This window comes from Emticicia sp. C21, assembly GCF_003418935.1.
Taxonomy (GTDB): domain Bacteria; phylum Bacteroidota; class Bacteroidia; order Cytophagales; family Spirosomataceae; genus Emticicia.
The window spans coordinates 76856-100660 of record NZ_QVMT01000007.1 but is presented as its reverse complement, the minus strand read 5'-3'; the positions used below and the strand labels follow the sequence as shown (position 1 = coordinate 100660).

22 protein-coding genes are annotated in these 23805 nt (G+C 37.0%); 3 read left to right on the top strand and 19 right to left on the bottom strand.

Going from position 1 to position 23805, the window contains the following annotated elements:
• Positions 1–46 precede the first annotated feature (46 nt).
• A complete protein-coding gene (locus D0T08_RS17010; protein WP_116983875.1) occupies positions 47–766 on the top strand; it encodes a Bax inhibitor-1/YccA family protein in 720 nt (239 codons plus the stop codon).
• Positions 767–888: 122 nt separating this feature from the next.
• On the opposite strand, the gene xrtN is transcribed toward D0T08_RS17010, so the two are convergent.
• From xrtN to D0T08_RS16960, 10 genes are all read right to left on the bottom strand, one after another.
• Positions 889–2187, bottom strand: coding sequence for an exosortase N (gene xrtN / locus D0T08_RS17005; protein ID WP_116983874.1), 1299 nt, complete (start codon positions 2185–2187; stop codon positions 889–891).
• Position 2188: 1 nt separating this feature from the next.
• Entirely contained in the window at positions 2189–4705 is a 2517-nt protein-coding gene (locus D0T08_RS17000; RefSeq protein WP_116983873.1) for an XrtN system VIT domain-containing protein, read from the bottom strand.
• 19 nt (positions 4706–4724) lie between these two features.
• A complete protein-coding gene (locus D0T08_RS16995; RefSeq protein WP_116983872.1) occupies positions 4725–6263 on the bottom strand; it encodes a DUF4173 domain-containing protein in 1539 nt (512 codons plus the stop codon).
• A 58-nt stretch (positions 6264–6321) separates the two neighbouring features.
• Complete coding sequence (locus D0T08_RS16990; protein ID WP_116983871.1) at positions 6322–6615, bottom strand: transcriptional regulator; 294 nt, start codon at positions 6613–6615, stop codon at positions 6322–6324.
• Positions 6616–6654: 39 nt separating this feature from the next.
• Positions 6655–7266 carry a hypothetical protein gene (locus D0T08_RS16985; protein WP_116983870.1) on the bottom strand — a complete coding sequence of 204 codons (612 nt, stop codon included), beginning with the start codon at positions 7264–7266 and terminating at the stop codon, positions 6655–6657.
• Positions 7263–7622 (bottom strand): diacylglycerol kinase family protein, encoded by a 360-nt coding sequence (locus D0T08_RS16980; protein WP_116983869.1) that lies wholly within the window; start codon positions 7620–7622, stop codon positions 7263–7265. Before D0T08_RS16980 ends, D0T08_RS16985 begins: the two co-directional genes overlap by 4 nt.
• Positions 7597–8292: a DUF1361 domain-containing protein gene (locus tag D0T08_RS16975; RefSeq protein WP_116983868.1), complete on the bottom strand. Its 696-nt coding sequence runs from the start codon at positions 8290–8292 to the stop codon at positions 7597–7599. Before D0T08_RS16975 ends, D0T08_RS16980 begins: the two co-directional genes overlap by 26 nt.
• Positions 8293–8654: 362 nt before the next feature.
• Positions 8655–9149: a cupin domain-containing protein gene (locus tag D0T08_RS16970; protein WP_116983867.1), complete on the bottom strand. Its 495-nt coding sequence runs from the start codon at positions 9147–9149 to the stop codon at positions 8655–8657.
• 66 nt (positions 9150–9215) lie between these two features.
• Positions 9216–10160, bottom strand: coding sequence for an NAD(P)-dependent alcohol dehydrogenase (locus D0T08_RS16965; protein ID WP_116983866.1), 945 nt, complete (start codon positions 10158–10160; stop codon positions 9216–9218).
• A 52-nt stretch (positions 10161–10212) separates the two neighbouring features.
• Positions 10213–10950 (bottom strand): AraC family transcriptional regulator, encoded by a 738-nt coding sequence (locus D0T08_RS16960; protein ID WP_116983865.1) that lies wholly within the window; start codon positions 10948–10950, stop codon positions 10213–10215.
• Positions 10951–11253: 303 nt separating this feature from the next.
• On the opposite strand from D0T08_RS16960, the gene uvrC reads away from it, so the two are divergent.
• The gene (gene uvrC / locus D0T08_RS16955; RefSeq protein ID WP_116983864.1) at positions 11254–13068 is read left to right on the top strand and encodes an excinuclease ABC subunit UvrC; all 1815 of its coding nucleotides are present in this window, start codon (positions 11254–11256) and stop codon (positions 13066–13068) included.
• Here uvrC and D0T08_RS16950 read toward each other — a convergent pair whose 3' ends face one another.
• The 6 genes from D0T08_RS16950 to D0T08_RS16925 all read right to left on the bottom strand — a co-directional run bounded on the left by D0T08_RS16950 (position 13069) and on the right by D0T08_RS16925 (position 18753).
• Positions 13069–13956 (bottom strand): serine hydrolase, encoded by an 888-nt coding sequence (locus tag D0T08_RS16950; protein WP_116983863.1) that lies wholly within the window; start codon positions 13954–13956, stop codon positions 13069–13071.
• A gap of 440 nt (positions 13957–14396) precedes the next feature.
• On the bottom strand, positions 14397–14834 hold the full coding sequence (locus D0T08_RS16945; RefSeq protein ID WP_116983862.1) for a DUF3592 domain-containing protein: 438 nt from the start codon (positions 14832–14834) through the stop codon (positions 14397–14399).
• Between the two features lie 79 nt (positions 14835–14913).
• Entirely contained in the window at positions 14914–15324 is a 411-nt protein-coding gene (locus D0T08_RS16940) for a DUF3592 domain-containing protein (RefSeq protein WP_116983861.1), read from the bottom strand.
• Positions 15321–16343 (bottom strand): hypothetical protein, encoded by a 1023-nt coding sequence (locus D0T08_RS16935; protein ID WP_116983860.1) that lies wholly within the window; start codon positions 16341–16343, stop codon positions 15321–15323. Before D0T08_RS16935 ends, D0T08_RS16940 begins: the two co-directional genes overlap by 4 nt.
• A gap of 1 nt (position 16344) precedes the next feature.
• Positions 16345–18453, bottom strand: a complete 2109-nt coding sequence (locus D0T08_RS16930) for a tail fiber domain-containing protein (RefSeq protein WP_116983859.1) — start codon at positions 18451–18453, stop codon at positions 16345–16347.
• Positions 18454–18465: 12 nt separating this feature from the next.
• A complete protein-coding gene (locus tag D0T08_RS16925) occupies positions 18466–18753 on the bottom strand; it encodes a hypothetical protein (protein ID WP_116983858.1) in 288 nt (95 codons plus the stop codon).
• Between the two features lie 105 nt (positions 18754–18858).
• Between D0T08_RS16925 and D0T08_RS16920 the strand changes: the two genes are divergently transcribed.
• Positions 18859–20322 (top strand): 7TM-DISM domain-containing protein, encoded by a 1464-nt coding sequence (locus D0T08_RS16920; RefSeq protein WP_116983857.1) that lies wholly within the window; start codon positions 18859–18861, stop codon positions 20320–20322.
• On the opposite strand, the gene D0T08_RS16915 is transcribed toward D0T08_RS16920, so the two are convergent.
• The 3 genes from D0T08_RS16915 to D0T08_RS16905 form a co-directional block, all read right to left on the bottom strand.
• Complete coding sequence (locus D0T08_RS16915; protein ID WP_116983856.1) at positions 20319–22055, bottom strand: lamin tail domain-containing protein; 1737 nt, start codon at positions 22053–22055, stop codon at positions 20319–20321. The genes D0T08_RS16920 and D0T08_RS16915 overlap by 4 nt on opposite strands.
• Positions 22056–22188: 133 nt before the next feature.
• Positions 22189–23070: a hypothetical protein gene (locus D0T08_RS16910; protein WP_116983855.1), complete on the bottom strand. Its 882-nt coding sequence runs from the start codon at positions 23068–23070 to the stop codon at positions 22189–22191.
• 249 nt (positions 23071–23319) lie between these two features.
• A complete protein-coding gene (locus tag D0T08_RS16905; protein ID WP_116983854.1) occupies positions 23320–23721 on the bottom strand; it encodes a histone H1/H5 family protein, HCT subfamily in 402 nt (133 codons plus the stop codon).
• Positions 23722–23805: the final 84 nt, after the last annotated feature.

The following is a 23805-nucleotide window of genomic DNA, read 5'->3' as shown; positions in this document are numbered from 1 at the left end:
TGAAATGAGAATTCAAACTGTTTTTACATCCTAAACAATTTTAACTATGGCTAATCCGGCATTTTCGGAAAAAACATTTACCAAAATCGACTTCGCTCAAGACAATAGCGAGGTGATGAATGTACAAAGTACCCTAACTAAAGTTGGTATTTTATTATTTATCCTTTTGGCCTCTTCGGCTGTATCATGGATCGGCTTATTAGAAGGATGGGGCATTGCACCCATGCTTATTCCGGCAGGTTGTATCGGAGGGTTGTTGTGCGCTATCGTACTGGCATTTAAAAAAGAGTGGGCTCCACAATTAGCACCTACTTATGCCCTATTAGAAGGCTTGGCTATCGGTGCTATCTCGGCTATTTTTCAGGATTTAGCCTTCATGGCAGCAGGCTTGACTTTCGGAGTGGTATTGATTATGTGGTTTTTGTATAAAACCAGAATATTACAAGCTACCCAACAATTTATCTTTGGTGTAACAGCCGCTACAGGCGCTATTTTCCTGGTTTATTTATTGACATGGATATTAGGAATGTTTGGTATCAGTATGCCTTATATTCATCAGGGAGGTACTGTGGGTATTATTTTCTCGTTGGTTGTAGTAACTATTGCAGCGATGAACCTGATTATCGATTTTCATCTGATAGAGCAAGGTGCAGCCATGCGTGCACCTAAATATATGGAGTGGTATTCGGCTTTTGGATTAATGGTAACGATTATCTGGCTTTACCTTGAAATCCTGAAATTATTAGCGAAAATCTCTCGTAAATAGAGCTCAGTAAAACTTGTTCAATTGAGCCTGCTATCAAAGCAGGCTCAATTTGTTTAGGTAACCTATAAAAAAGAAAACCCATATAAAACTATATGGATTTTGCTTGCTAACCCCTAAACAAACTATTTTAGCCACTCTGCAATTACTTTCTTTAATCCATGCTCTGAATTTGCTGTTACATTAATAAGTTCAAATTTATGTTCCCCTTTCAACACTCTCCATCGCCAATCTAACTGGCTGTTTGTGATAATTTCCCCATTCGTAAACCACCAGGCGGTGTAGAGTTTATCCTTTTTGTTGATTAATACACCTGTATAAATAGGATAACTTTGTACTACTTCTTCTTTAATATTTTTAAAGGCATAGCCGCTCCCTTTCCAACAGAAGATGGGGCTATGTTCACCTGAATAAAAGTCAGGAATCGGTTTGAGATATATTAGGGCTTTATCACTTTTTAGTTGGGTGATGCCGGTCTTTAAGATCTTTATCTGATAACTGGGTTTTCCTTTTTTCTCTGCTGATGTTAGCTCTTGGGCTGTTGTTGCACCTGCGAATGATAGAACTAAATAGGCTGTAACTGATAGGAATAAGCTATTAACGAGCCATTGACTTAGCCTTGTTTCCTCAACTTTTAGCTCTTTTGGTTTAACAGTTTGTCTTATAGCAATTTGTTTGGTAATCCAGACCATAGGTAGCCAGACATACACCAGCAAACAGCAAATGCCTAATAGGTCATGTAAGAAATTATCCGGTGTAATTCTGAAAATAATCAGGAGCAGGATTCTGCATAGGTTGCTGAAAATATTGAATAAAAAAGTGATAGTTAAAGTCAATAACTGCCAGCCAAATGCGATTCGCCTCTGATAAACGTCCTGATAGTAGGCTAATAAAAAGATGCACAATAAAAATGACAGTCCAAGCATTTGCAGACCTGTGCAAGCGGCATCGACTAAAAAATCGTTACCGCTTAGTATAATCAGATTACCATTGATTTCTACAGGTAAATGAAGAAATGCAAGTATCTGTCCGCTAATTTCGCTCAACCATATACGTATCGGAAAAGTAAAACTTTCAGATACATACCTGAAAAGGGGAGACATAAGCAAAAGCACAAGAAATGCCAGCTCACTCAACTTTCCAAATAGCGTCTCAAAACAAAATAATAAAGCTACTATCAATAACAGATACCTGATTGAAAAAGTAGGCACGTAGAAAGATACAATCGCCAGGAATAAAGTCGGGATAAGAAAGCGGGTACTTTTGCTACCTAATGCACCCGTTTTCAAAACATACGTCAGGATGCCCAGCCCTAATAGAAAAATAGTATCACCTAAAAAATACCCCTTATAGCTTATACAGATAAATAAGGCTATATAAGCTATAAGGAAACCTGCTTTTGGACTAATAATAGCTCTAAACATTTTATAAGAACCGCTTTAAGAGGAAATAAAGGACTACGCAGGCAAACGTAATAATCAATAGCCATTCATGTGGCTCCGGTACTGAGCCGGATGATTTCAGTGTGGCATTTTCAAGACTATTCTCACTTTTCTTTATATCAAAACGCTCATAATCTTCCTTCGCTTCTAATACAATCAGGCTTGAAATGGGGGTAACGATATTAGCCGTAGCAGCCTCCTGAATCAGCGTGTCAGAAAGATAGTCTTGTTTGAAATAGTTTGCCCCGATTTGCTGCATGATATGGTTGTAAGCGTACAATCGAAGCAGATGGTCGGGCGCATCCGTCTTTTCGTTTGTTGCAGATATCTCCTTAATCTGCATATTGGCATTTTCAATATTGACAGAGGTTTGGGTAGGAGAGGGGAGAATCTTGTAGATTTCTCCTTTTTTCAATTGCTCGATAGTAGTCTGATTAACAGCAATCACGCCTAGCTCTTTTAAAGTTTTTAAATAGGGCGACAACGTTTCATTCAAAGATGCGATTTGAATAGGTCCTTTGTCTGTATTCGTATTTTTGATAGAGGCTGAAAAGTTACTGCCTTCCAGATCTTTCAAGTTAGGGGCTTTAAGTGTTCCTTTGGTAATCAATAAACATTTTGCACTTGTTGTGGGAATCCGGTATAGGGGAAAAAGGCTGAAATTATTCTCTTTTAATTCATAAAACAGCATATCTTTATTGTGTTCATTTAGTTGAATGAAACCATCTTTCCAGACTAATAAAGAACCATTTTTGAAAGTCTTGTAAAGGTCATCAAATTCTGATTTACTCCACTCTCCATTGACATCTAAGTAAATAGCTTCAGGCTGAAAGGCTTCTTTCTGAATATCCAATGATGATAATGTATAGCTTTTACCCTGAAAGCTGAATGGCTTTTTTGAAAGTTGTGGCGTACTAAAACTTAATTTCCAGTAAGGTTTGTAGCTTCCACTATCTTCAATTGTACCCGTTGAGGTAGTATTCCAGGGATTAGACAGGTTTTCTACGGGTTGAGAAAAATCTATTTTTACGATTTCTTTTGCGCTACTGGCCTCCGGACCTTTAAAATAAATGTTCTCATAAATTAACTCCCCATTATTTTCTTTAAGCGGAGAGGTAATACCTATTTTCACCCGTCTTGTTTCTTGTGATGTGCAAGGGAAGACACGTACACTTAAAGTATTGCCCTCTTGCCAATGGACAACAGAAGGGTCCCGGCTTTCAACCCCAACAATAGTTGTATAGGCCGCTTGAGCTTTCGATTTGGTAGTCAGGTAGCCTTTTTCTTCTTTACCATTTATCCAGAGTGAAAGAGAGGTTGCTACCGAACCTTCAGGTAGATAAAATGTATAGATGGCTTCTTGTGTTTGCCATGAATTTTGAGCAGTATTGGCAATAGTGAGTGTTTTCTCTGTATAAGCCATTCTATATTCAGGATAGATTCTGGCTTGAGTAATAATATCTTGTGTTACCAATTGATCGCCCGACCAGAGTCTTACCTGGGTTTCGTGGCTTATATCCTGTATAGCCCCTAATATTTTAATTTTCTCATCGTTCTCTATAGCCAGCTTTTGACTGAAAAGTGAGGCCGTCATCACCAAAGGGTCATGTTGCAATCTTTCAAAATTGCCTATTGTTGGCATAAAACTGAATCTGTTATCAAAATTCTGATACAGTAAATCTCCTTTTAAGATACGCTCTGTGATCCAGTTATTTTCTACTTTCTGGGCTACTGCTACCCAGTTTGGAACCTCATCGGTTGTCGATGTAAAAGACTTCTGATAAGCCTCCTGAATTTTGTTTTGCGTGATATTCCATTGAACGACAAAAAAGATGGTGAAGGCAATAGGTGTGAGGATTCCAAACAGGATAGCATTGTTGTGTGAATGCCAGACTCTTTTAAGCAGTTTGACGTGAGCAATCAATAAAAAAAGAGGAACGAATGAATGAAACCCAAGCCCTAAGAAAAGAATAAGTATAAAGCTAACGGGATATAACCAGACAGTATAAAGTGTAAAGTAAGCCCATAGAACGGTTGAGGTAGCACAAAAGATATATAATATCTCTTTAAACCTTTTTTGCATTTGAGGCTCCCAATAAAACAGGATATTAGTCAAACAAGAAAGAACAAGCGCTACTGAAAGCCAATCGGTTGACTCCTGAAATACCTCAACCACCCGATTTAATGTAAAGCAACTAACAATCCATATCTGCCAGGCGAGTAAACGATAAGCCAGATATTCTTTTGGTTGTTCTTTCCAGATTACTTTCATTTTGCCAGTAAACAATAAGAAAACAGTATAAGCTACAGCAAAAATCTGTGTAACAAAAGCCATTGCAAACTCTCGTTTTTCATGTGTCCAGATGAGAACAGATAACGATAAGAGAAGTAACAGCAGTCCAAAAAAATATTCAATGGTGGGGACATAATCATACCAATGTTTTTTTGGTTGGGCAATAAGTTCCTCTGCCCGATTGCCCGGCGCTTTAATTGTTTCCATAAGATGTGTAATCGAAGATTTATTGGTTTTTTGTCACAGGAGGAGTGTAATCCTCTAATTTCTTATCTTTAAAATAGTCGACAGCTTTGCTATTGGATAAATCCCATGAAACCCAGGTATAACCTTGTTGCTCGGATAAGTATCTTTTTATCTTATTGTTTAGCTTATTAATTTCCTTTTCATGATCCATAGCAGGCTTCTGCTTAATTCGTTCTATTATTTTCTCTTTATTTTCGTAAAGAATAGGAAGTGTTCTATTAGAGAGGTCATATAAATATTTGTAATCAATATTAGCAGCACTCTGTGTGCTTAGATTATATCGGGCAATCATACTGTCCCAATCGAAAATTGCCAGACTTATAAATGCTATGTAGAATACCCAACCTGCTTGTTTAAACAAGTGGAGGAATGAATACAGCTTTTTGATTTTCAGCCACATCAGCACTAATCCGGCAGAAGTAAGCAATAGAAAGAAGAAAACCCCAATACGTTTATGTGTCAATCCGTAATTGATAATATACTCGTAGTTGCGTAATAGAACTGAAATAACCAGAATACCATTCTGGATAATCCAGATATACGATGCAGTAATAAGCCATTTATTATCTGATAGGAAGTTCAGGTCTTTCCGGAAATAGAAAAGCAAGATGGCAATTGAGAGAAGGATACTGAAGATTAACAGGTAAGTACCATTATGTACTAGTTGTGATAATTCCACTGCAGATTTCAAATCTCCACCTACATTAAACCAGATGAACCGTATATCGATAATATTGATGATAAGGAGCAATACGTTTACAGAGCAAATAAGTATTAAAGCTGTTTTATACTCGTTTTTTGCATTAGTCTCATTGAGATTTTCGGGGGATTGTAAAATCTTTGGACTTTGAAATTGAAAAAGTTTGTGAATACCTTTCGCTCTTTCCCAGTTTTTTAAAACACAAATAATGATAAATGCCCCAAAAAGAATAAATATCAGATGTGGAAGGGAGAGGGAGTAAAAGAATTGATTGAATGCCTGAAAAAATCCTGAAAAGGTTGTGTCCAGCATATTGCTGAAAATTGGATTAGCAGCCTTAAAAATTGAGAGAAAAATAAAGAAGACCACTACTGGTATAATTAATAGCTTTGTAATTCTAAAAACCCAATTGAACTTGCTGGTATTTCTGTTGCGATGATTGTTTGTACTAGCCAATAAAATAATGGGTTCAAATGTACTCATCAGGGCATTTACACCAAACTGAAACATGGCACTACTTACACTTGTCAGTTGAGGGCGATGCAAAAAACCAACTAATACAATGAAAGAAAAAAAGTGAGTAAATACACTTATCACAGAATTGTGTATTACCACCAAAATTCCGGTAAAGATTGTGAGGCCTAAGGCAACTTTTATTGCTAGAGAATCAAGCTTTATTTTGTCAGAATATATAAGTGAACCAATTAATAAACTACTAAATAGTGGTAGGTTAATTCCTACTTTTTCCTCCCAGAAAAAATAATTAAAGAGAATAGTCAGTAATGCAAGTGCTAAAACTTTGAGGTTAGTAGAAGACATAATCTTGGTTATTTAAAAGTACTTTGTTTTTCAAAGTTAAAAGATAAAAAAATTATAATCAAGCACCTCGAATGAATTTTTCTAATTCATTTAAATGCTCATTAAAAGCCTGTTTCCCCTCGTCCGTTACTGAATATACTGTGCTTGGTTTACGACCGATAAACTCTTTCTTAAAAGATATATAATTTGCTTCTTCCAATGCCCTCAAATGTGTAGCCAGATTACCATCGGTCAGCGACAATAGTTCTTTCATATTATTGAAAGAAAGTTCATCATTGACCATCAGCACCGACATAATACCTAATCGGGCCTTGCTTTCAAATGCTTTATTAAAATTCTGTAATAAATTCATAACTCAGCGTCAAGCGAGAGTTATTCGCCTGACAAATAACTATTTTGTTTCGTACCTAAAATACACCACTGCTCCATAAATGATATGAAGCACACCAAAACCTAATGCCCAGAAATTAAGATTCCACTGCGCCAAAAATAGGGCTATTATTCCTATAATGATTTCGCTGATACCTAAATAAAATGTGTCGTGAACGGTATATCTACTGGCATTGACTAAAGCAATACCATAAAAAATTAACGTGGCCGGGAAACATAACCAGAAAAAGCCATGATAAAGCATTGCTATACAGAAAGCACCTCCGGCCAGAAGTGGTATCAGCATACTAACCAACAAACGCTTTGAAGTTGAATTCCACATTTTAAATCCTTTTTTTCTGGCTCTGCGTATGGTAAAGAAAGCTCCCGTTACTAAAGCAGAAATAAGTACTATCAGTGCATCTATCACTAATAGAGGAACTATTTCTTCTCTTACTTGTGGGTCAAATAAATGATAAAGTGCATCCACATGAATTTTCTGATGTGCATACCAAGCACCTGCTAAAGCACAAATACCTGCCGAAATACCTGACAGCCCGCTAAGTGATAGGAACTTAGAGGAGCGTTCCATCATCGAGCGGATCTCTTTGAGTTGTTCAAGGTGTTCGTTCATAGATTAGCTAATATTTTAGGCAAAAATATAATAATTCCGATAATTACCGCAACGCAGGAAATAATTAAAACTGCGGCGGCTGATAAATCTTTTACTTTTCCGATTAATGGGTGTTGTTCCGTCGTCACAAAGTCACATAATTTCTCTAAAGCAGTATTGAATGCCTCTGCTACCCACACCAATCCGATTATAATACATGTGACCGACCACTCAGCACTGCTTAAACCTACCAGCAAACCTGTCAGAATTACCACAACTGTAGCAAACAGGTGAAATCTGGCGTTATTTTCCTGCATCAGCACCCCTATACCCTGAAAGGCAAACTTAAAACTACGCAACATTTTTGGTACGTTCATATGACGGAGGAATCAACAGATTTAAAGAAACATATAACACCATCACTACTAATGAAAACACCATAGTTGTTTGAATAGCCAGGGGATTCTGTAATTCCTGAAAAGATTTCCGGAACAGAAAAATAGGGTCTGTAAACAAATCCCAGCTATTGAAACGAACAAACCGACCTAAATATAAGCCAAAACCGGATAATACTACACTAATGGATAGAATACTCCATGCCCAGAACTTACTGGTAATTCTTTGAACAATCTGATGTGCGACATACATAGAATATAAACCTGTGGTTAGTCCTGCCAGAGCAACTATAAAGAAACTTACAGAATCAAACCAAAGGATATGTCTTTGCGATTCGGTCAAGTGAATTAGATCAGTAATGATATAAGGTGAGTTCGGAAAAAACAAGAGCCATAGCGCCAGGCACAGATAAATAACAGGCTGGCGAAACTTTATAGAGATTCGATCCGAAGATTGAGACCTGCGTGCTACCAGGGCAAAAAATAAAGGCACCCAGGCCAGGAATAGATTCCATAATAAATATATACCTCTTAATTGCTGTGTTTTAATAACACCTGCAATCAAAAGCACAAAACTCAGGAGTGTTAGTAAAACCAGACTCAGGGTTGGGCGACTAACAGTAAAAGAGATAGTAATCTTCTTTAGATTCATGATTTATTTAAAAAGAACTTTGTAATGCAAAGTAAACGCAGATTCTGATATTATCCAAATGTTTGATAGAATTTTTTGAAAATAAAAAGCCAGCTTTCAAAAGCTGGCTTCTCGATAATATTTCTTAGTGTAAGTGTATACAGCAATAAAGCTAGAAATGTAAATTATAGGGGTTTGGACACTAAACAAGCAAAGGTTATTAATCACAACATTCATTTGTTTGCCTATTTAGACGGCGTTTTTTCAGAAAGTCACAAACAATTAAAATTATTTTCAATTTTTTTAGCTGTTGTTTGTGATTTTCATACTATCTGATTACACGTTTCTGAAACATCTTTTTGAGACGGATTGTATTTATTTATTTATTTATCCAGATAATCAGGTGGATATAAAACCTGACCGTATTTTCCTGCAATTGCCACTACTTTTTTTATCTCTTCTTCACTCAAATGATGGGGTGGTAAAAATTCTCCTTCTTCTACTGGTGTACCAATTTCTTCGAAAAAATCGTCCAATCCGGCAGGAACAACCGTACATAGCAGATGAGCCATAGCTTTACTTGTATTTTTAAAGCTATGTATTGCGCCGCCTTTCGGAATGTTTACCAAGTCGCCCTTTCTGGCTATGTATTTTCCATCCTCTGTTTTAAATTCAAGCTCTCCGTCAACGATATAAAATGACTCATGAAATGATGCGTGCGCATGGGGTGGGGGACCTCCATCCAGAGGAACCAGCATATCAATTATGGCATATTCGCCATTGGTTTGTTTGCCTGAAATAATAGTTCGATAAGTGTCACCGACTACAGAGAAATGCTTCCCGTTATTTTCTTTTATGATTTTAATATTGCTTTTCATATATATTACTATTTAGATAGATTGTTTTTATATTTTATTGCTTTTACCGATTCTTTAGAAGACTGCTTAATTGAATTCTATAACTACTTTACCGATATAACCGCCTTGCTCAGCATATTGATAAGCTTCTTTAGATTGAGCAAATGGAAACACTTTACTTACTTCAATTTGTAACCCATTGTTGACTGCATCTAGCAGAATATCCATGTTTTCTGTGGATGGATTTGAAAGAACGACTATATGTTTTTTGCTCGTAAATAAATTTTTAAAAAGCGAAGTGGGAATTTCAATAGGTTTTGGTGTCGGGTTTAAAAATAAGGCTTTAGATTTCATCATCTGTTTAGCATTTGCATAACCCATTTTACCTGATAAATCAATTACGATATCATAGGCTTTGTTTTGAGTAAGAATATTTTCTTTCGTATAATCAACTACTATATCTGCTCCCCATTTTTTTGCAAAGGCAATGGCTTTTGTACTGGTAACTGCCGTTATGTTTGCCTGCTTTTGTTTTAATAATTGTAGCAAGAACATGCCGAAACCACCTGTTGCACCATTTACCAGAATTTCAGTTTGTGCATGAATGTTTCCCATTTTTTGCAATGCTGTTACAGCCGCGGCACCAACTGTGGGAATAGAGGCAGATTGTGCAAAATTGATGTGTATAGGTTTTTTCCAGACTGATGTAGTAGGCACAGCAATATATTCGGCTAGTGCACCATCTTTCATATTATTTTTTACTGTTCCAAAAACCTCATCTCCTTTTTTGAAACCAGATACTGATGTTCCTGTCTCTTCAATGATACCAGCAAAATCAGTTCCTGTATGCTTAGGGAACTTAGAGCCTGACATCAGTTTCATTTCTCCTTTTCTGATTTTCCAGTCTAAAGGATTAATGGATACTACTTTTATTTTTACCAGAACCTGATCTGATTGAATAGAAGGTTTAGGCTCTTCTATGGTTTGCAAAACATCTGTGTTTCCAAACTTTTGATATACTATTGCTTTCATTGTGCTTTTATTTAATTGTTTAAATGATAGCACAAAATTGCAAACCCCCGCACTAATAAACTTGTATCAAATCACTGTTCTGCTTTAGGGCTTTGGGCGGCATGCCAAACATTTCATACATATACTTATTGAGTTGAGGCAAATCGTAAAAACCTGTATCGTAGGCAATGTCAGTAAGGGTTCTGTCTTTTTCAGCAAGTGCCAGATAAACGGCCTGACGCAACCTTGTCCATAATAGATATTTAGACAAACTGCTGCCTGTTTGTTGTTTAAAAAGTGAAGCTAAACGAGAGGGGGAAAGAAAAACGATATCAGCAAAAGTTTGTGGGGTTATATCTTGTTCGAAGAAATTGGCTTTGATGTATTCTACTATTTTTGTCACTCTTTCATCGTAATTAGTTGTTGATAGTTTTAAAAGTAAAGCGTTAATGATTGTATAAATATCAAAACTATCTTCTTTGATTTGAAAAAAAGTATATATATCGGTTTTAGAGTTAAAAACGATATAATCTTGATTCTTGCCGAATCTGCCTGAAAGCTTTAAACCAATAGTTGAATAAGGTTCTATGTTTAAAATACTTAACGTCCCTTTTTCGGCATTGCACAAATGAGTAACGTGTGGTTTAATCAGAAAGCCATGAATGCCTTCGTATAATTTTCCGTTAATAGTTGAAGTAAAGGGACTATCATTTGACAAAACAATCTGATAAGCAGAATGATGGTGGATTTCCACAGTAAGATTGTAAGCTTTCAGTGCAAGAATAAACGGATTATAGATTTGTTTTGTCATTTGAATGAGTTTTGAGGTAGCCTGCTATCAAACTTTATATACACAATAGATTCTAGTCGTATAACAAGTGTAAAGAACATAAACCGTATAAGCAAATATTATTCAGTTTATATTAATTATATTAAAAACTCACCTGATTCATGGAAATTCAGCCAATATTATCAATTTATTGAGGCTTTGTACTTAATTTAGTTTTTTGTTAAAAAATAAAGGCTAAATGCATATAAGTATTCGTTAGATTTTGAACACATTAACCAGTCATACTGTTAATATTTAATTAGTGAGATAATATTGTAGGAGTTTATGTCTGAGATAATTTTTGATTATAAAACAGAGTTGGGAAGAGTACCCGAAGAGCCAGGCGTGTATCGTTATTTTGGCGACGATGGAGAAGTGATTTACGTTGGAAAAGCCAAGAATTTAAAAAACAGAGTAACCAGTTATTTTGCTAATTTTAATCGCCACGATAAAAAGACGCGTCGTTTGGTAGTAAGTATCCGGAAACTGGAATTTACGATTGTTCCCACCGAATTTGACGCACTTCTACTTGAAAATACACTGATTAAGAAATATCAGCCGCGCTATAATATTCTACTGCGGGATGATAAAATGTATCCTTATGTATGCGTAACCAACGAGCGTTTTCCGAGAGTAATTACTACCAGGCGTATAGAAGATAAATCTAGAGGGAAATTATACGGGCCTTTTGTTAATTCAAAAGCGATGTATGCTTTGCTCGAAATGTTCAGCCAGTTATATACCATTCGTACCTGTAACCTAAATCTTTCACAGGAAAATATTGATGCCAGAAAATTCAAGGTATGCCTCGAATATCATATAGGTAATTGTAAAGGGCCCTGTGAAAATCTGCAAACGGAAGCTGATTATATCAAAGAGATTGAGCAGGTGCATAATATCCTAAGGGGTAACCTGGCTCCGGCTAAACAGTACTTTGAACAGCGGATGCAGGAGTCTGCCCAAAAGCTGGCATTTGAGGAGGCGCATCAGTTTAAACTGAAACTTGATTTTCTGCAAAACTACCAGAGCAAGGCAACGGTAGTGAATCCGGCTATTAAGGATTTAGATGTATTCAGTATCACTTCTGATGAAACAACGGCCTACATCAATTATCTGAAAGTCATTAATGGGACAATTACGCTCACACAGACTTTAGATGTAAAGAAAAAACTGGAGGAAACAGACGAAGAAATTCTGGTGATGTTTATTGTGGAGCTTCGTCAGCAATACGAAAGCACAACGAAAGAGATAGTGACAAATATTCCTGTAACGATAGATATGAAAGTGGATATTTCGGTGCCACAGATAGGGGATAAGCGTAAGTTGTTGGATATGTCGTTGAAAAATGTGGTGTATTTCAGAAAGGAAAAAGCAGAGAGAGAGGCCATTGCTGCTAGCGGAGCAACTAATAAGCGTGACCGTGTATTGGTGAAACTGAAACAGGATTTACAATTGAAAAACCTGCCGCGTCATATTGAATGCTTTGATAACTCTAATATACAAGGCACTAATCCGGTGTCGGCTATGGTTTGCTTTATTAACGGACAGCCTTCACCAAAAGAGTATCGGCATTATATTCCGAGAACCGTACAGGGGCCTAACGACTTTGCTACGATGAAGGAGGTAGTGACAAGACGCTATACAAGATTATTGGCAGAAAAAGCTGATTTGCCTGATTTAATAATTATTGATGGTGGAAAAGGGCAATTATCAGCGGCTTGTGAAGCACTCAAAGAAATAAGTTTATATGGCGAAATCCCGATTATAGGAATTGCCAAACGTCTGGAAGAAATCTATTTCCCGGAAGATACGTTACCATTATATATTGATAAAAAATCTGAGTCTTTGAAACTGATTCAGCGTTGCCGTGATGAAGCCCACCGTTTTGGTATCACGCACCACCGTGACCGCCGTAGTCAGAACTTCCTGATAAGTAGTCTGGAAAGCGCACCGGGTATTGGAAAGTTAACAGCAACCAAAGTTTTGAAACACTTCAAGACTATTTCTAATATCAAGAATGCGCCTGATGAGGCTCTAATTGAATTAGTAGGCAAAGACAAAACGCACCGCATTAAGGAGTTTTTGGAGAAAGAGAGTTAATCAGTGTTGAAAATTATCAAATATCATTCTTGAAACATCTGCAAGGGCTTCAACACCCTTTTTCTCATCTTTTAATTTTCTTGAAAGCAGTACCAGTACATATTTTCTGCCATCGGGTAAGTATACAATGCCGGAGTCATTCTGTACGCCAGTAATGGAACCTGTTTTGTGGGCTACTTTTACTTCTGCAGGCAGTTTAGCAGGTATTTTTTCTCTGAATTTCTGGTCAAGTAATATTTTAATCATGCCTTTTGAATCCTCCGGGCTTACTACCTTTTCCTGAGCTAGTTTTTCAAAAATAGTCATGAGGTCATAGGCGGTAACCGTATTATTCATGCCTAATTTAAACGCTTTATTATCTTCAACCCCGCGTAATACCTGAATATCATTGGCTCCTAAAGTGCGCATGGTGGCGTTGGCATTTTTGGCATCAACCAGATCAATCAGAATATTCGTTGCCAGATTACTGCTCACGATAATCATCTGATAGGTGAGGTCGTAGATAGTCATTTTTCTGCCGATTTTTTTATACATATCATCCGCGCTATCGTCGGTAATATCTAAACTGTATGAGCTGCCATCTACAATGCTTTTAAATTCATTCTTCACTACAATCGAGTCAGATAATTTGAACTTTCCTGCTCGTGCCTGTTTAAAAACCTCTATCATGACAGGGGTTTTCATGGTACTGGCTGCATGAAAATTGTCTTTTTCGTTGATAAATAACGTTTTTCCTGTCTGTAAATCCTTAAAGGCTACGGCAAATTCTCCCTCAACTGTACTAAGTTTTGCCTGTATTTCATTCTTAAATTTTTCTGATGGGCTTATTTGTGCCAAAGACTGCATACCAATTAATAGAAGTAGAGTGATGAAGTAGATGTTTTTCATTTGAATAACTATGAATAAGTAAATCCTTAGATGCAAGATAATCGAAAATTATGAAATCCAGATATTCCTGTCTTGAATCATTGTTAAGACTACCTGCTAAATTATTATTGAGTCGTTGTACGTCTATAGAGGATTCTTGATAAGTGGAGAGTTAAAGCTATACGGAGGCATAATCACACAAATTCACAGTTTTTTGGGGAACTCGTTCCCCAAAAAACTGATTTTTAGGCTGTTTTCTGACTTGGCAAATGTTTTGATATATATATTATGTAAAACATTTAAAGCCATGATAGTTGTATTATTTATAGTTTCGCAAGTTGTAGCATTAGGATGCGTCTCTGCCTACGGTATACATTTAGAGCGTGAAGAGCAGAGAAATTACAGAAATAATTTAATGACCCAAAGACAGAGCAAGAAACTGAGATAATGCACTGCAAGAACTAATAACGTTTTTGAGGTAAGATGACTGCTGGTTGATTCCAAAAAACCTTGATACAAACAACTGATATTAAGGTAAAGATGAAGCCTATAAACCCAAAAATAATAGCCATTACTGAAATGCCACCCATAGTAGCATCTTCAGGATCCGCAGGACTAAAGTAGAGTTCTACAGTTTCGCCCAAATCATAAGCAGAAGGTTTCGTATAGACATTGTGGTAATAAAAATGGGCTTTGCCACTGGCATCGCTATACTCAACCACAGGAGCCTTACTGCCTCTTCTATTGGAGTGTAGGTTTATGACTCTTCCACTAGTTTTAGTGGCTGATGCCATGAAATTTTTGTGAGAGATATAGGAATAGATAGCTCCACCAAGAAAACCAACGCCTATAAGCAGGAAAAGGAGCATTACATATCTGAGAGGGTCTGTTTTGTTCATGATTTGTATAATATATGATAATAAGGTTTAATATGTATGACGATTTTTTAAATCGTCTATTCAGTGTTTATGCATATACTTATCTTCGTATAGCTATACCCACTCCTGTAAATACCAACCCGAATATGCTCAGGATAATCATGGGAATGAAGCTATATCCCAAACTCACATCTTCAGGATTCAGCGGATTGTAATATACTATTACTTCCTCACCTTTCTTGTATTTCGGAGGATTCGTTCCCTCTGAATGATAGTAAGTATGCTTTTTTTGGGCAGAAGTATAAAATTCAATAACTGGTCTTTTGAGCACTTTACCTTTGGGTATATCAAAACCTGTTACAAGACCTGTGGTTTTACGCGCTTCTTTCATAAAAGCATATTGACTACTATAGATAAATATTGCACCTAATAGAAATAGTAAGCCTGTACTTAAGATAATATAAGCACTATTACGGATGTAAAATGGCTGGCGTGCTTGGGTATATCTCATCTCCAGGGAGCTTTTTTGTAATAGGTTACATAAGTGTCTCCATCAATCACTATCATTGGATCTCCATTTTTCGGGTGATTCCGCTTTTCAAAAGAATACACTTTGTATCCCTCTGCCTGAGATTGCACGTGTATTCTGTTTCCCTCCAGTTTCCAGGTCCCTCTATCAGAACTTTTACTGTTTGACCCTCCATAACCACCACCACCGTATCCACTGATTGAGCCCTCGGCATAATATTCATAAGAGCCGTTGCCATTAATGACAATACATTTGGTACTATTATAGCTACTTGACGAAGTAGAAGAAGTATTTGCCCAGCACCATTTACCTACAATACTCTGGTCTATACCACCACCTCCGCCTGAATTGCCAGTCGATGTTTGCCCATATCCGCCTGCTGTTGATCCATTGGCTGTGCCTTTTTGCAGAATAGCTGTTGTGCCATTGCCACTTAAAGTCAGATAATTGCCATTGACTGCATATTGCAAGGTAGTAGTGCCTGTGGCTCCGGTGATAGATACATTATTGCCCGATGTATTGTACTGAAAACCAACCCCATTATACGAACCTTGTCCACTTGCTTGGAAAACCATCGTTTCTCCATTGCCTGACCAGGTACCAACAATAGATGAACCACCGGATTTGGTTGATGGTGAGGTAGTAGGAGTAGATTTCTGAACAGCGGTAGCAGTATTCGTGGCGCCATCACCTTTGGCAAAAGTGATAGGTGCATCTAAATCTCCGCCTGAAAGCGTTAATTGTCCATTTTGTAAAACGTATTTATAATTGGTTGTTTCACCATCCTGTTTCATTGATAGTATGGTAGCTGTAGATGTGTAGGTGATTTTTTCTTCATCAAACTTGCCACTTCCATCGGCATTGAGTTGTAGCACCATGGCAAAACCGAATTGGTTATTTGTCCATTTACCGACAAGAGAAGTTTTACCGGCTTGTACTTTTGAATCTATCTGTGCAAAAAGTAAAGTGGGCAGTAATAGTAATAATAGGATAGTTTTCATGTTATTTTCCGTTTTGGTTGAGAATACTATTCATTTTCGTTTCAAGTGCCGAGAGCCTATGTTCGTAGGCTGTTTTCATGTTTTCCAGCTCTCTATTCAGTTCCTGAATGGCACTTATACCTAGTGTGAAGATTCTGTCGTAATCAACTGTGCGGAAATCCTTTACTTTTTTACCAAAGATAAAAACTTTATCTGTTTTCTCTAACCAGTTTCCCACTACAATTGTTTGATTGTCAATTATTTGGGACACGGTTTTAAAGTGCTCCTTGTTAGTAATAATTTTTATCATATCACCTTTCTGATAACTATGGGCAGTAGGTAATGTGATATAGAGCTCATGTTTACCTTCATCAAATATTGTTTTTGTAGCTAGGCAAAACATATCAGGTATATATTCAGTGCCGATTTTTGTAACAGCCTCGGGCAGAACTTTTTCCACTTCCTGAGCTATAAAGCCATACTTTGGTGAGTTGCTTTTGCTAATGGTGTCAATGTATTGATAGTGCTTTACCTGTAATTGATTCAGGAGGGCTAAATCCTGCTTATTATCAGCTAAGCTTAATACTTTCTTATGGCGGGCGTCAGAATAGGCGTTAAATTCTGTAGCTAATATCCGGTGCGAAGCTTTCATAGAATAATCATTTGCCCCGGATGCCGTACCGGTATGAGCGGTACTATTCAGATAACCATAACTATAATTACGATTAGAGGCTCCATTAATTTCTAAGGGGAAATCCGGGTTAGTTGTGCGGATACCAATATTATTTTCAGCATAGTAATTCCACGATTGAATATTGTCCCAAACGTGAAGCATTTCAGAGGGATTATCCAGTCCTATACCCACATTACCTCCGTTTTTGATATAAAACCTGCGGGCAATACCTAGTTCATCAATATAAAAATAGTCGTCAGTTGCGTCATATCCCAATGACCAACGCTTGTTATCAGCCGAATTGTGTAAGGTGAAAATGCCATTGCTTACCTGTAATTTACTGGTAGGGGTAGAAGTGCCAATACCCACATTGCCACCATTAGCGATGACGAGTCGAGGTGCTGCGAGTAGTTGCTCAAATATGCCAAAATAATCGGCACTGGCATTATAGCCTAGTATCCAATGCTTATTATCAAGCTGATTCGTGATAGCCAGGTCACCATTAAATATCTGAAGTTTGAAATCAGCAGGAGCGCCTCCGATGCTAACGTTACCGGTAGACCTGATACCCATGGCTACCGAATTATTTGTGCCAAAAAAAAGGCTTTTATTCTCTTTTTGCAGAATATAGGCATCAGCTGCGCCTGTAATACCCACAATAAGTCCATCATTAACAGTTGAACCGGTAATGCTATTTGTAAAGGAAGCAAAATTATTAGCAGCAAAAGCCTCATTTACATGAAGATTGTTAGCAGGTGTTTTGGTGTTGATACCTACCTTTCCACTTATACCCAAGTACTTCAAATTGAAATCTCCCCAGATTAATGGGTTAGTGGTTTCTGAATTGGCGATGTAAAGTTTATTGCTTCCTAAGCTAATGCCTGAGCCCGCTTTGTAGCCTATCAATACATTCGCACTATCAACGGTTGTAGGAGAGCCTGAAAATACACCCGCTTCATGACCAATAACAGTGTTTCTATTCCCATATTTTCGCCCACTCATGGCATTTACACCAATGGCAATATTATAATCGGCATCTATATCTCTCCCGGCTGATGCACCTATGGCTATATTTCTTCTGGCTAAAGTACCTAGTGATAGTGCATCAGTTCCGATGGCGGTATTCAGATACCCTGTCTGGTTTTGTAATAAAGCATTGGAACCTATACCAATATTGTAAAAGCCATAAGTGCCACCTAAAGAGTCAATGGCATTATCTCTGAGTGCCTGAAAACCAATAGCGGTATTGCCCACACCAATGCCACTATACGCTTTATTGTTTTTAAGAGCATCGTAGCCTAGCGAAACATTATCGTTCAAGAGATAGCTTCCCTTATCTTTTTGAGTTTGGATACCCTGTGGTGTCAGAATAAGACTATTGGTATTATTCTGAATAGTGTAGTTCTGGCCTAATAGTATGGTAGGCAGTAGCATCAATAATAGTAAGGTTTTTTTCATGGTTTTGTTTGTTTAAATTCGGTAACCCAAAGTTCTTCCAATCAATACTAATAGGGATAGTTGCCACCGGCCAGGGGAGCTTAATTGAATAAAATCTTTGAATTGGAAATGAATCATGGCTAAATAAATCTGGCTGCTCAGGCGTTTCTTTAAACTGATTTTATTTAACAGAGCCAACATTTCAACGCTTTCAAAAAATGCTTGAAAACGTGGCTCTGTCTCGGTCGGGTACTGTAATATAAAGTTTTGGTTTTGTAACAGTATTTTCAGGTCAGGCAAAAGCAGCTTAGGTTTTTTCATAGCTATTCTTGTTGAGAAATCTTTTGCAAATGAGGTGTAGATTATGGCATAATTCAATACCGCATTTGTGGTATTTTACTTAAATTGCCACAAAACCCAGAATAAATGCGCTTGCTACTCCTTTTTTTACTACCCATTACTACTTTCTGCCAGAGCACGATCTGGCTGGATAATAGTTTGCAGAAACAGGAGATTAAAGAGAATATGTTTGTTCTGAAAGATTCATCTAATGCCATTACAATTGATAACCTCATAGAAGCCAAGCAGGAGTATTTTCATTTATCGAAAGTAGGAATCCCTAATCTGGGCTGGGGAAAACGAATAGGATGGGTGAGGCTTGAGGTAGGAAGCAAAGTAGAGAGCCAGTATCTATTTCATGTGAATAGTGCGATTTTTGATAAATTGAATTTTTATCTGGTTCAGAAAGGAAAAATCGTCCAGTCTTTTGAAAATCTTAGTTGTCTTACTCCCATTATCAATCGCCCTTATGTGCATAGGGATTTTGTTTTTCCGATACACCTGAAAGCCGGAGAGAGGTATACTATTTATCTGAAAGGTAAGAACGTGTTGAACTCTATCAAGTTCCCGATTATTATCTGGAACCCAAAGGCTTTTGAAAAAAGTGATAGACAGCTTAATTTCTTCTGGGGTATTATTATAGGAATTCTGATTTTAGCAGTAGTAGGAAATTTCCTTATAGCCTACCTGCTCAATATGCGGATTTTCTATTTCTATGGCATGTATGTATTAAGCCTTATCTTGGTTTTTCTGCACCTGGATGGATTCTTATATGAATATCTTCCTGCTAATTTCCAGAGGAATAGTGTAGTAGATTTAACACAATATTTCAGTTATAGTGTATTTTTCTGGAGTATCCTGTTTGTAATTGCCTTTACAAAACTCTCATTAGCTGACCGACCTTTTTTTGAACGCACGCTCCGTGTAATGAGCATTATATTCTGGGCTTTATTATTGCCCTCACTTTTTTCACCACTCTGGATTGCAGGAGTCTCTGATGCCTATGTACAATTTTCTGGTTGGACGGCTCGCATTTTCTTTATCACCGTTTTGTCTTTCCTTTACCTGACTGTATTGGCCTCGGTTCGCAAAAATACCATGTCACGCATTTATCTCATTTCAGTTATTCCGCCAATTCTTTCTTATATTTTACCCCAATACTTCAATCATATTTTCGACATCTGGATTGTACAACCCTATGCCTATTTATTCGGTTTTTTATTCGAAATCATCATTTTATCGGTAGCGATGGTTGTGAGAGTAAAAGAATACTTATTTACTAACCTAAAGCAAAATACCGATGTTGAAGTGCAGACACAAGCAGTTGAAATAGTTGAGAAAAAGCTTGTAATGGAAAAAGAGGCGCTTTCTAAGCGTGAGATAGAGATACTAACTGCATTTGCCAAGGGTTTTACCTATCAGGATATTAGCGATGCGATGTTTATTAGTCCGCATACAGTGCGTACCCATCTGAAAAATATTTACCAGAAACTTGAAATCAGTAGTAAGGCAGAAGCTGTAAAAGTCGCGATAGAAAGAGGTTGGCTTTAATATTTGCTTCCTACTACTACCTTTCCTTTAAATTCCAGTTTTTCTCCATTGGTATTAAACAATTCTACCAAAATTATATAATACCCCACGGCTACTATATCATTATTGCCGTTTTTACCATCCCATGTTATCTGGTCCTTGGGACTTAATAACTGATTTTGGGCTAATTGTTTCAGCATGCGGCCATTTATATCAAAAATGTAAACATTGGCTAAATATCCGTGCCTATCCAAGGTGAATTTCAATTGTGTTATATCATCAGCACCATCGCTATCAGGTGTGAAAATTTCAGGGTCTATAGTAAAAGCATTTTTTACATTGGTTAATGTCGCTTGCGAGTTAGTATAACCAGGTGTCGCATAACCCTCGGAAGCTGCTGCTGAATGCCAGTTAGAAAGTATAGAAGAGGGGAGGTTATAATCTGATTTTTCCAGAGAAACTCCTGATTTATTATCAATCAAAACATGATGCAAGTCCTCAGAATAATCAAATCTATCAAAGACTTTTTTATTTCCATTAAGTAGGATAACCGTTCCACTTTCATCAGGAAATGTAGGGATAGAAGCCATCTCCAGAATATTTTCTGAAACCGCTTTGAAATATTGAGCCTTAATAATCGCAGCACTTCTGCTTAGTGCTAAGAACTGCTTGGGCTGTAAAATGTAATTTATATTGCTGATAGGCCTGCTGTTGCCTATTGCTCCGTTAGCATCAATATTGGTCAAAACCCAGTCTTTCAGACTTATAAATTTATTGCTTCGGTTATATATTTCAACAAAATCTTCACCACCGCTACGGGGATTAAATAAAACCTCATTAATCACCACATCGCCCGAATCGGCAGGTTGGACATTGGCTATTGGCAGGTTAGTTTCTTTCAGCACATTGCCCGAACAATCTGCTATATTTCTGGCTGTAAGGGTATAATGGGTATTTGCTTGTAATGGAGTAGCAAGCCCCAGATGCACATATTGATTTTGAGGGCTTTCAATGCTTATACTTTCTATTTTTAATGATTTATCAAACGTATACGCATTAACACTAATAGTAGAAAGACTATCTAATTTTTCAGAAAAGATAAGTTTTAGAGCTGAAGAGTTTTCTAATTCATATCTGACCAATTCAGGAGGAGTTAAATCGGGTTGTGATGCTTTTACTGAGTTCTCTTTGCCAGGAGTGCCTTGTAAGGCGACCTCGCTTGAAGTCCAATTACCCTCTTCTCTGCAAGGAAAATCTTTATCAATCATTTCTAAAGCAAAGCCTTGCGCTTTGTTTGGGGTATGCCATTTATCAGAATAAGTTACCGAGAAGATCGTAGTGTTTTTAGCATCCTTTATAATTAAAGTAGAGCCTGTATTGTTGAGTGAGAAATTATTCAAACCAACTACCTTGCCATAAGACTGAAAATCCGTCACATTATTCCGATGTGTAACAATTATATATTCATTAGGCTGAATAGACACATCAGGAAATCTGACAGAACTAGCATTATAAAAAAGAACCAATTGATTGAAACTAATAGCTTTATCCGAGCGATTATATAATTCGATATATTCTTTCTCCGGCAAACCTTTAGTGGGGGTAGGGTCAGCCATAATTTCGGTAATGATCAATTCATTAGCCTTTTGGGCTAGAACGTTAGAGGTTGAAAGAAGTATAAAGGAAAAGGTGTAAATCAGAAGGGATTTACACCTTTTTATGAAACTATAGAGATTTGATAGATTGATTTTCATCAAAAATGATTCACAATTTTTTATCTATATCCTTGAGAGGTATATAATATTTCTTTGCCCGGTACCTATATATTAATATTTGTAAACTTATCAAAATTCAATCTGATAAAAAAGCCTTTCCCAGGTAACTTGGTTATTTTTCTTCCACGGCTTGTGATGGTAATTTATTTTCTATGTTTACTTTAGTTGCTCCTGCTCTTGAAATCATAACCTGTTTGCCAACATCAGTTAAGCCTTTACTTTCATATATCTTCATAGCGGTTGAAACATCAATGGCCTGTCGGGTCTGTTCGTCTAAATCAAAGGTTAGTGTAATAAAATTAAGATGAACGCCTAATTGCTCCAGAACCTTATTGGAAGCGTCGAACAATCTATTTTCTAATTCTGATTGATCTAATTCGACTATATCTTCCGTAATAAATAAGTCTTTGCTAATATCCCTTATTCTTTTATCAATAACCATGTTTTCGGCTCCTTCAAAAGCAGATGGGTCTAGCGCCTCTCCATCATCAGCATTTGAGTTAGCTTTGCCAAGATATTTTGCCTGTTTAATAAAGGCCAATGGGTCTGTAATGGAATAATCGTAATCTATATGAACAAACGCTCTTACGCGGTCTTTCAGATTAGTAATAAACCTGCTGTCTCCTTGCATAGGAAAGTTTGGCATAACAACTTTCATATAGCAATAATTACCAACACCTTTAGGTACAGCGTCGCCTGCATTGATTTTCTTCCATGTCATACCGCAGTCGGCTGAAACTACGACCTGCTGATTTGATTTGGCATAATTACAAGAGTATAAAACGGGTGTCAATAGTAAAATAAGCGCCTTTTTTTTCCAGATAAATTTAGCCGGACATAAGGCGATAAATAGCAATACCATAAAACCTGATTGCATAAACCCCGAACTACTAATTAAGTAATTATCCTTAAAGACTTTAGCAATACCAAAAAAAGTAAAAGACATCATCAGTGCAAATAATAGCTTGTAAATTGTTTTCTCAGTTTTTAACATATTTGTTGATTTTTAATAATTAAAAAGGAGGCCGAAACCTCCCTGATAATTTACTCAAATAATGAATGAACAAATGTCTTTCCAGTTTCTTTTCAAAATAAACGGTCTGAGTATGCCTTCACCACTTTACTTTTAGTCCTGAACTGGATTCTTCAATCAAGTAAAAATTGATTATCTCCACCACTTGACATACTTAGGTTTAATTTTGTGAAACTAATCATGAATAGTTGAGATAGATAAGCTGTAATCTTAAGCTGTTGTTTCTTTTGGTTTTGGCGCTACTGCTTTTGGTTTTTCGGGAGCAGGTTTAGCCGGAGCCGGTTTTGGAGCTACTGCCTTTGGCGCTTCAGGAGCGGGGGCGGGAGTTGGCTTAGGCGAGTCAGCTTTTGGTGCTGCCGGTGCTTTTTCGTCTTTCTTTTTATCTTTTTTCTTGTCTTTCTTCGCTTTTTCAGCAACTTTCTTTAAAGCTTTCTTTTCTTCTTTCTGCTTATCTTTTTCTGCTTCTTTTTTAACTTTAGCTACTTTTTTCGCTAGTTTTTTCGCAGTTTTATCGATAGCCTTTTTAATCTTTTTGTTGGTTGTTTCTCCTTTTACCACGTCAGCTAGGGCAGCGGCAATTTCAGAGGCCTTTTGTTTAAGATCAGTTTTCATAAGGATTTATTTGGAGATGTTTTAAAATAATTTGCAAATACAACCAAAGTATTCAGAAAATACAAAAAATTTGTGTTAAGTTTT

Excerpts from the sequence above, each read along its gene's own strand:
- xrtN (WP_116983874.1), bottom strand. The coding sequence starts at position 2,187 with ATGTTTAGAGCTATTATTAGTCCAAAAGCAGGTTTCCTTATAGCTTAT.
- D0T08_RS16920 (WP_116983857.1), top strand. The coding sequence starts at position 18,859 with ATGCGCTTGCTACTCCTTTTTTTACTACCCATTACTACTTTCTGCCAG.
- D0T08_RS16915 (WP_116983856.1), bottom strand. The coding sequence starts at position 22,055 with ATGAAAATCAATCTATCAAATCTCTATAGTTTCATAAAAAGGTGTAAA.
- D0T08_RS16945 (WP_116983862.1), bottom strand. The coding sequence starts at position 14,834 with ATGAACAAAACAGACCCTCTCAGATATGTAATGCTCCTTTTCCTGCTT.
- D0T08_RS16930 (WP_116983859.1), bottom strand. The coding sequence starts at position 18,453 with ATGAAAAAAACCTTACTATTATTGATGCTACTGCCTACCATACTATTA.
- D0T08_RS17000 (WP_116983873.1), bottom strand. The coding sequence starts at position 4,705 with ATGGAAACAATTAAAGCGCCGGGCAATCGGGCAGAGGAACTTATTGCC.
- D0T08_RS16985 (WP_116983870.1), bottom strand. The coding sequence starts at position 7,266 with ATGAACGAACACCTTGAACAACTCAAAGAGATCCGCTCGATGATGGAA.
- D0T08_RS16960 (WP_116983865.1), bottom strand. The coding sequence starts at position 10,950 with ATGACAAAACAAATCTATAATCCGTTTATTCTTGCACTGAAAGCTTAC.
- D0T08_RS17010 (WP_116983875.1), top strand. The coding sequence starts at position 47 with ATGGCTAATCCGGCATTTTCGGAAAAAACATTTACCAAAATCGACTTC.
- D0T08_RS16975 (WP_116983868.1), bottom strand. The coding sequence starts at position 8,292 with ATGAATCTAAAGAAGATTACTATCTCTTTTACTGTTAGTCGCCCAACC.
- D0T08_RS16990 (WP_116983871.1), bottom strand. The coding sequence starts at position 6,615 with ATGAATTTATTACAGAATTTTAATAAAGCATTTGAAAGCAAGGCCCGA.
- D0T08_RS16925 (WP_116983858.1), bottom strand. The coding sequence starts at position 18,753 with ATGAAAAAACCTAAGCTGCTTTTGCCTGACCTGAAAATACTGTTACAA.
- D0T08_RS16910 (WP_116983855.1), bottom strand. The coding sequence starts at position 23,070 with ATGTTAAAAACTGAGAAAACAATTTACAAGCTATTATTTGCACTGATG.
- D0T08_RS16995 (WP_116983872.1), bottom strand. The coding sequence starts at position 6,263 with ATGTCTTCTACTAACCTCAAAGTTTTAGCACTTGCATTACTGACTATT.
- D0T08_RS16905 (WP_116983854.1), bottom strand. The coding sequence starts at position 23,721 with ATGAAAACTGATCTTAAACAAAAGGCCTCTGAAATTGCCGCTGCCCTA.
- uvrC (WP_116983864.1), top strand. The coding sequence starts at position 11,254 with ATGTCTGAGATAATTTTTGATTATAAAACAGAGTTGGGAAGAGTACCC.
- D0T08_RS16965 (WP_116983866.1), bottom strand. The coding sequence starts at position 10,160 with ATGAAAGCAATAGTATATCAAAAGTTTGGAAACACAGATGTTTTGCAA.
- D0T08_RS16940 (WP_116983861.1), bottom strand. The coding sequence starts at position 15,324 with ATGAGATATACCCAAGCACGCCAGCCATTTTACATCCGTAATAGTGCT.
- D0T08_RS16980 (WP_116983869.1), bottom strand. The coding sequence starts at position 7,622 with ATGAACGTACCAAAAATGTTGCGTAGTTTTAAGTTTGCCTTTCAGGGT.
- D0T08_RS16950 (WP_116983863.1), bottom strand. The coding sequence starts at position 13,956 with ATGAAAAACATCTACTTCATCACTCTACTTCTATTAATTGGTATGCAG.
- D0T08_RS16970 (WP_116983867.1), bottom strand. The coding sequence starts at position 9,149 with ATGAAAAGCAATATTAAAATCATAAAAGAAAATAACGGGAAGCATTTC.
- D0T08_RS16935 (WP_116983860.1), bottom strand. The coding sequence starts at position 16,343 with ATGAAAACTATCCTATTATTACTATTACTGCCCACTTTACTTTTTGCA.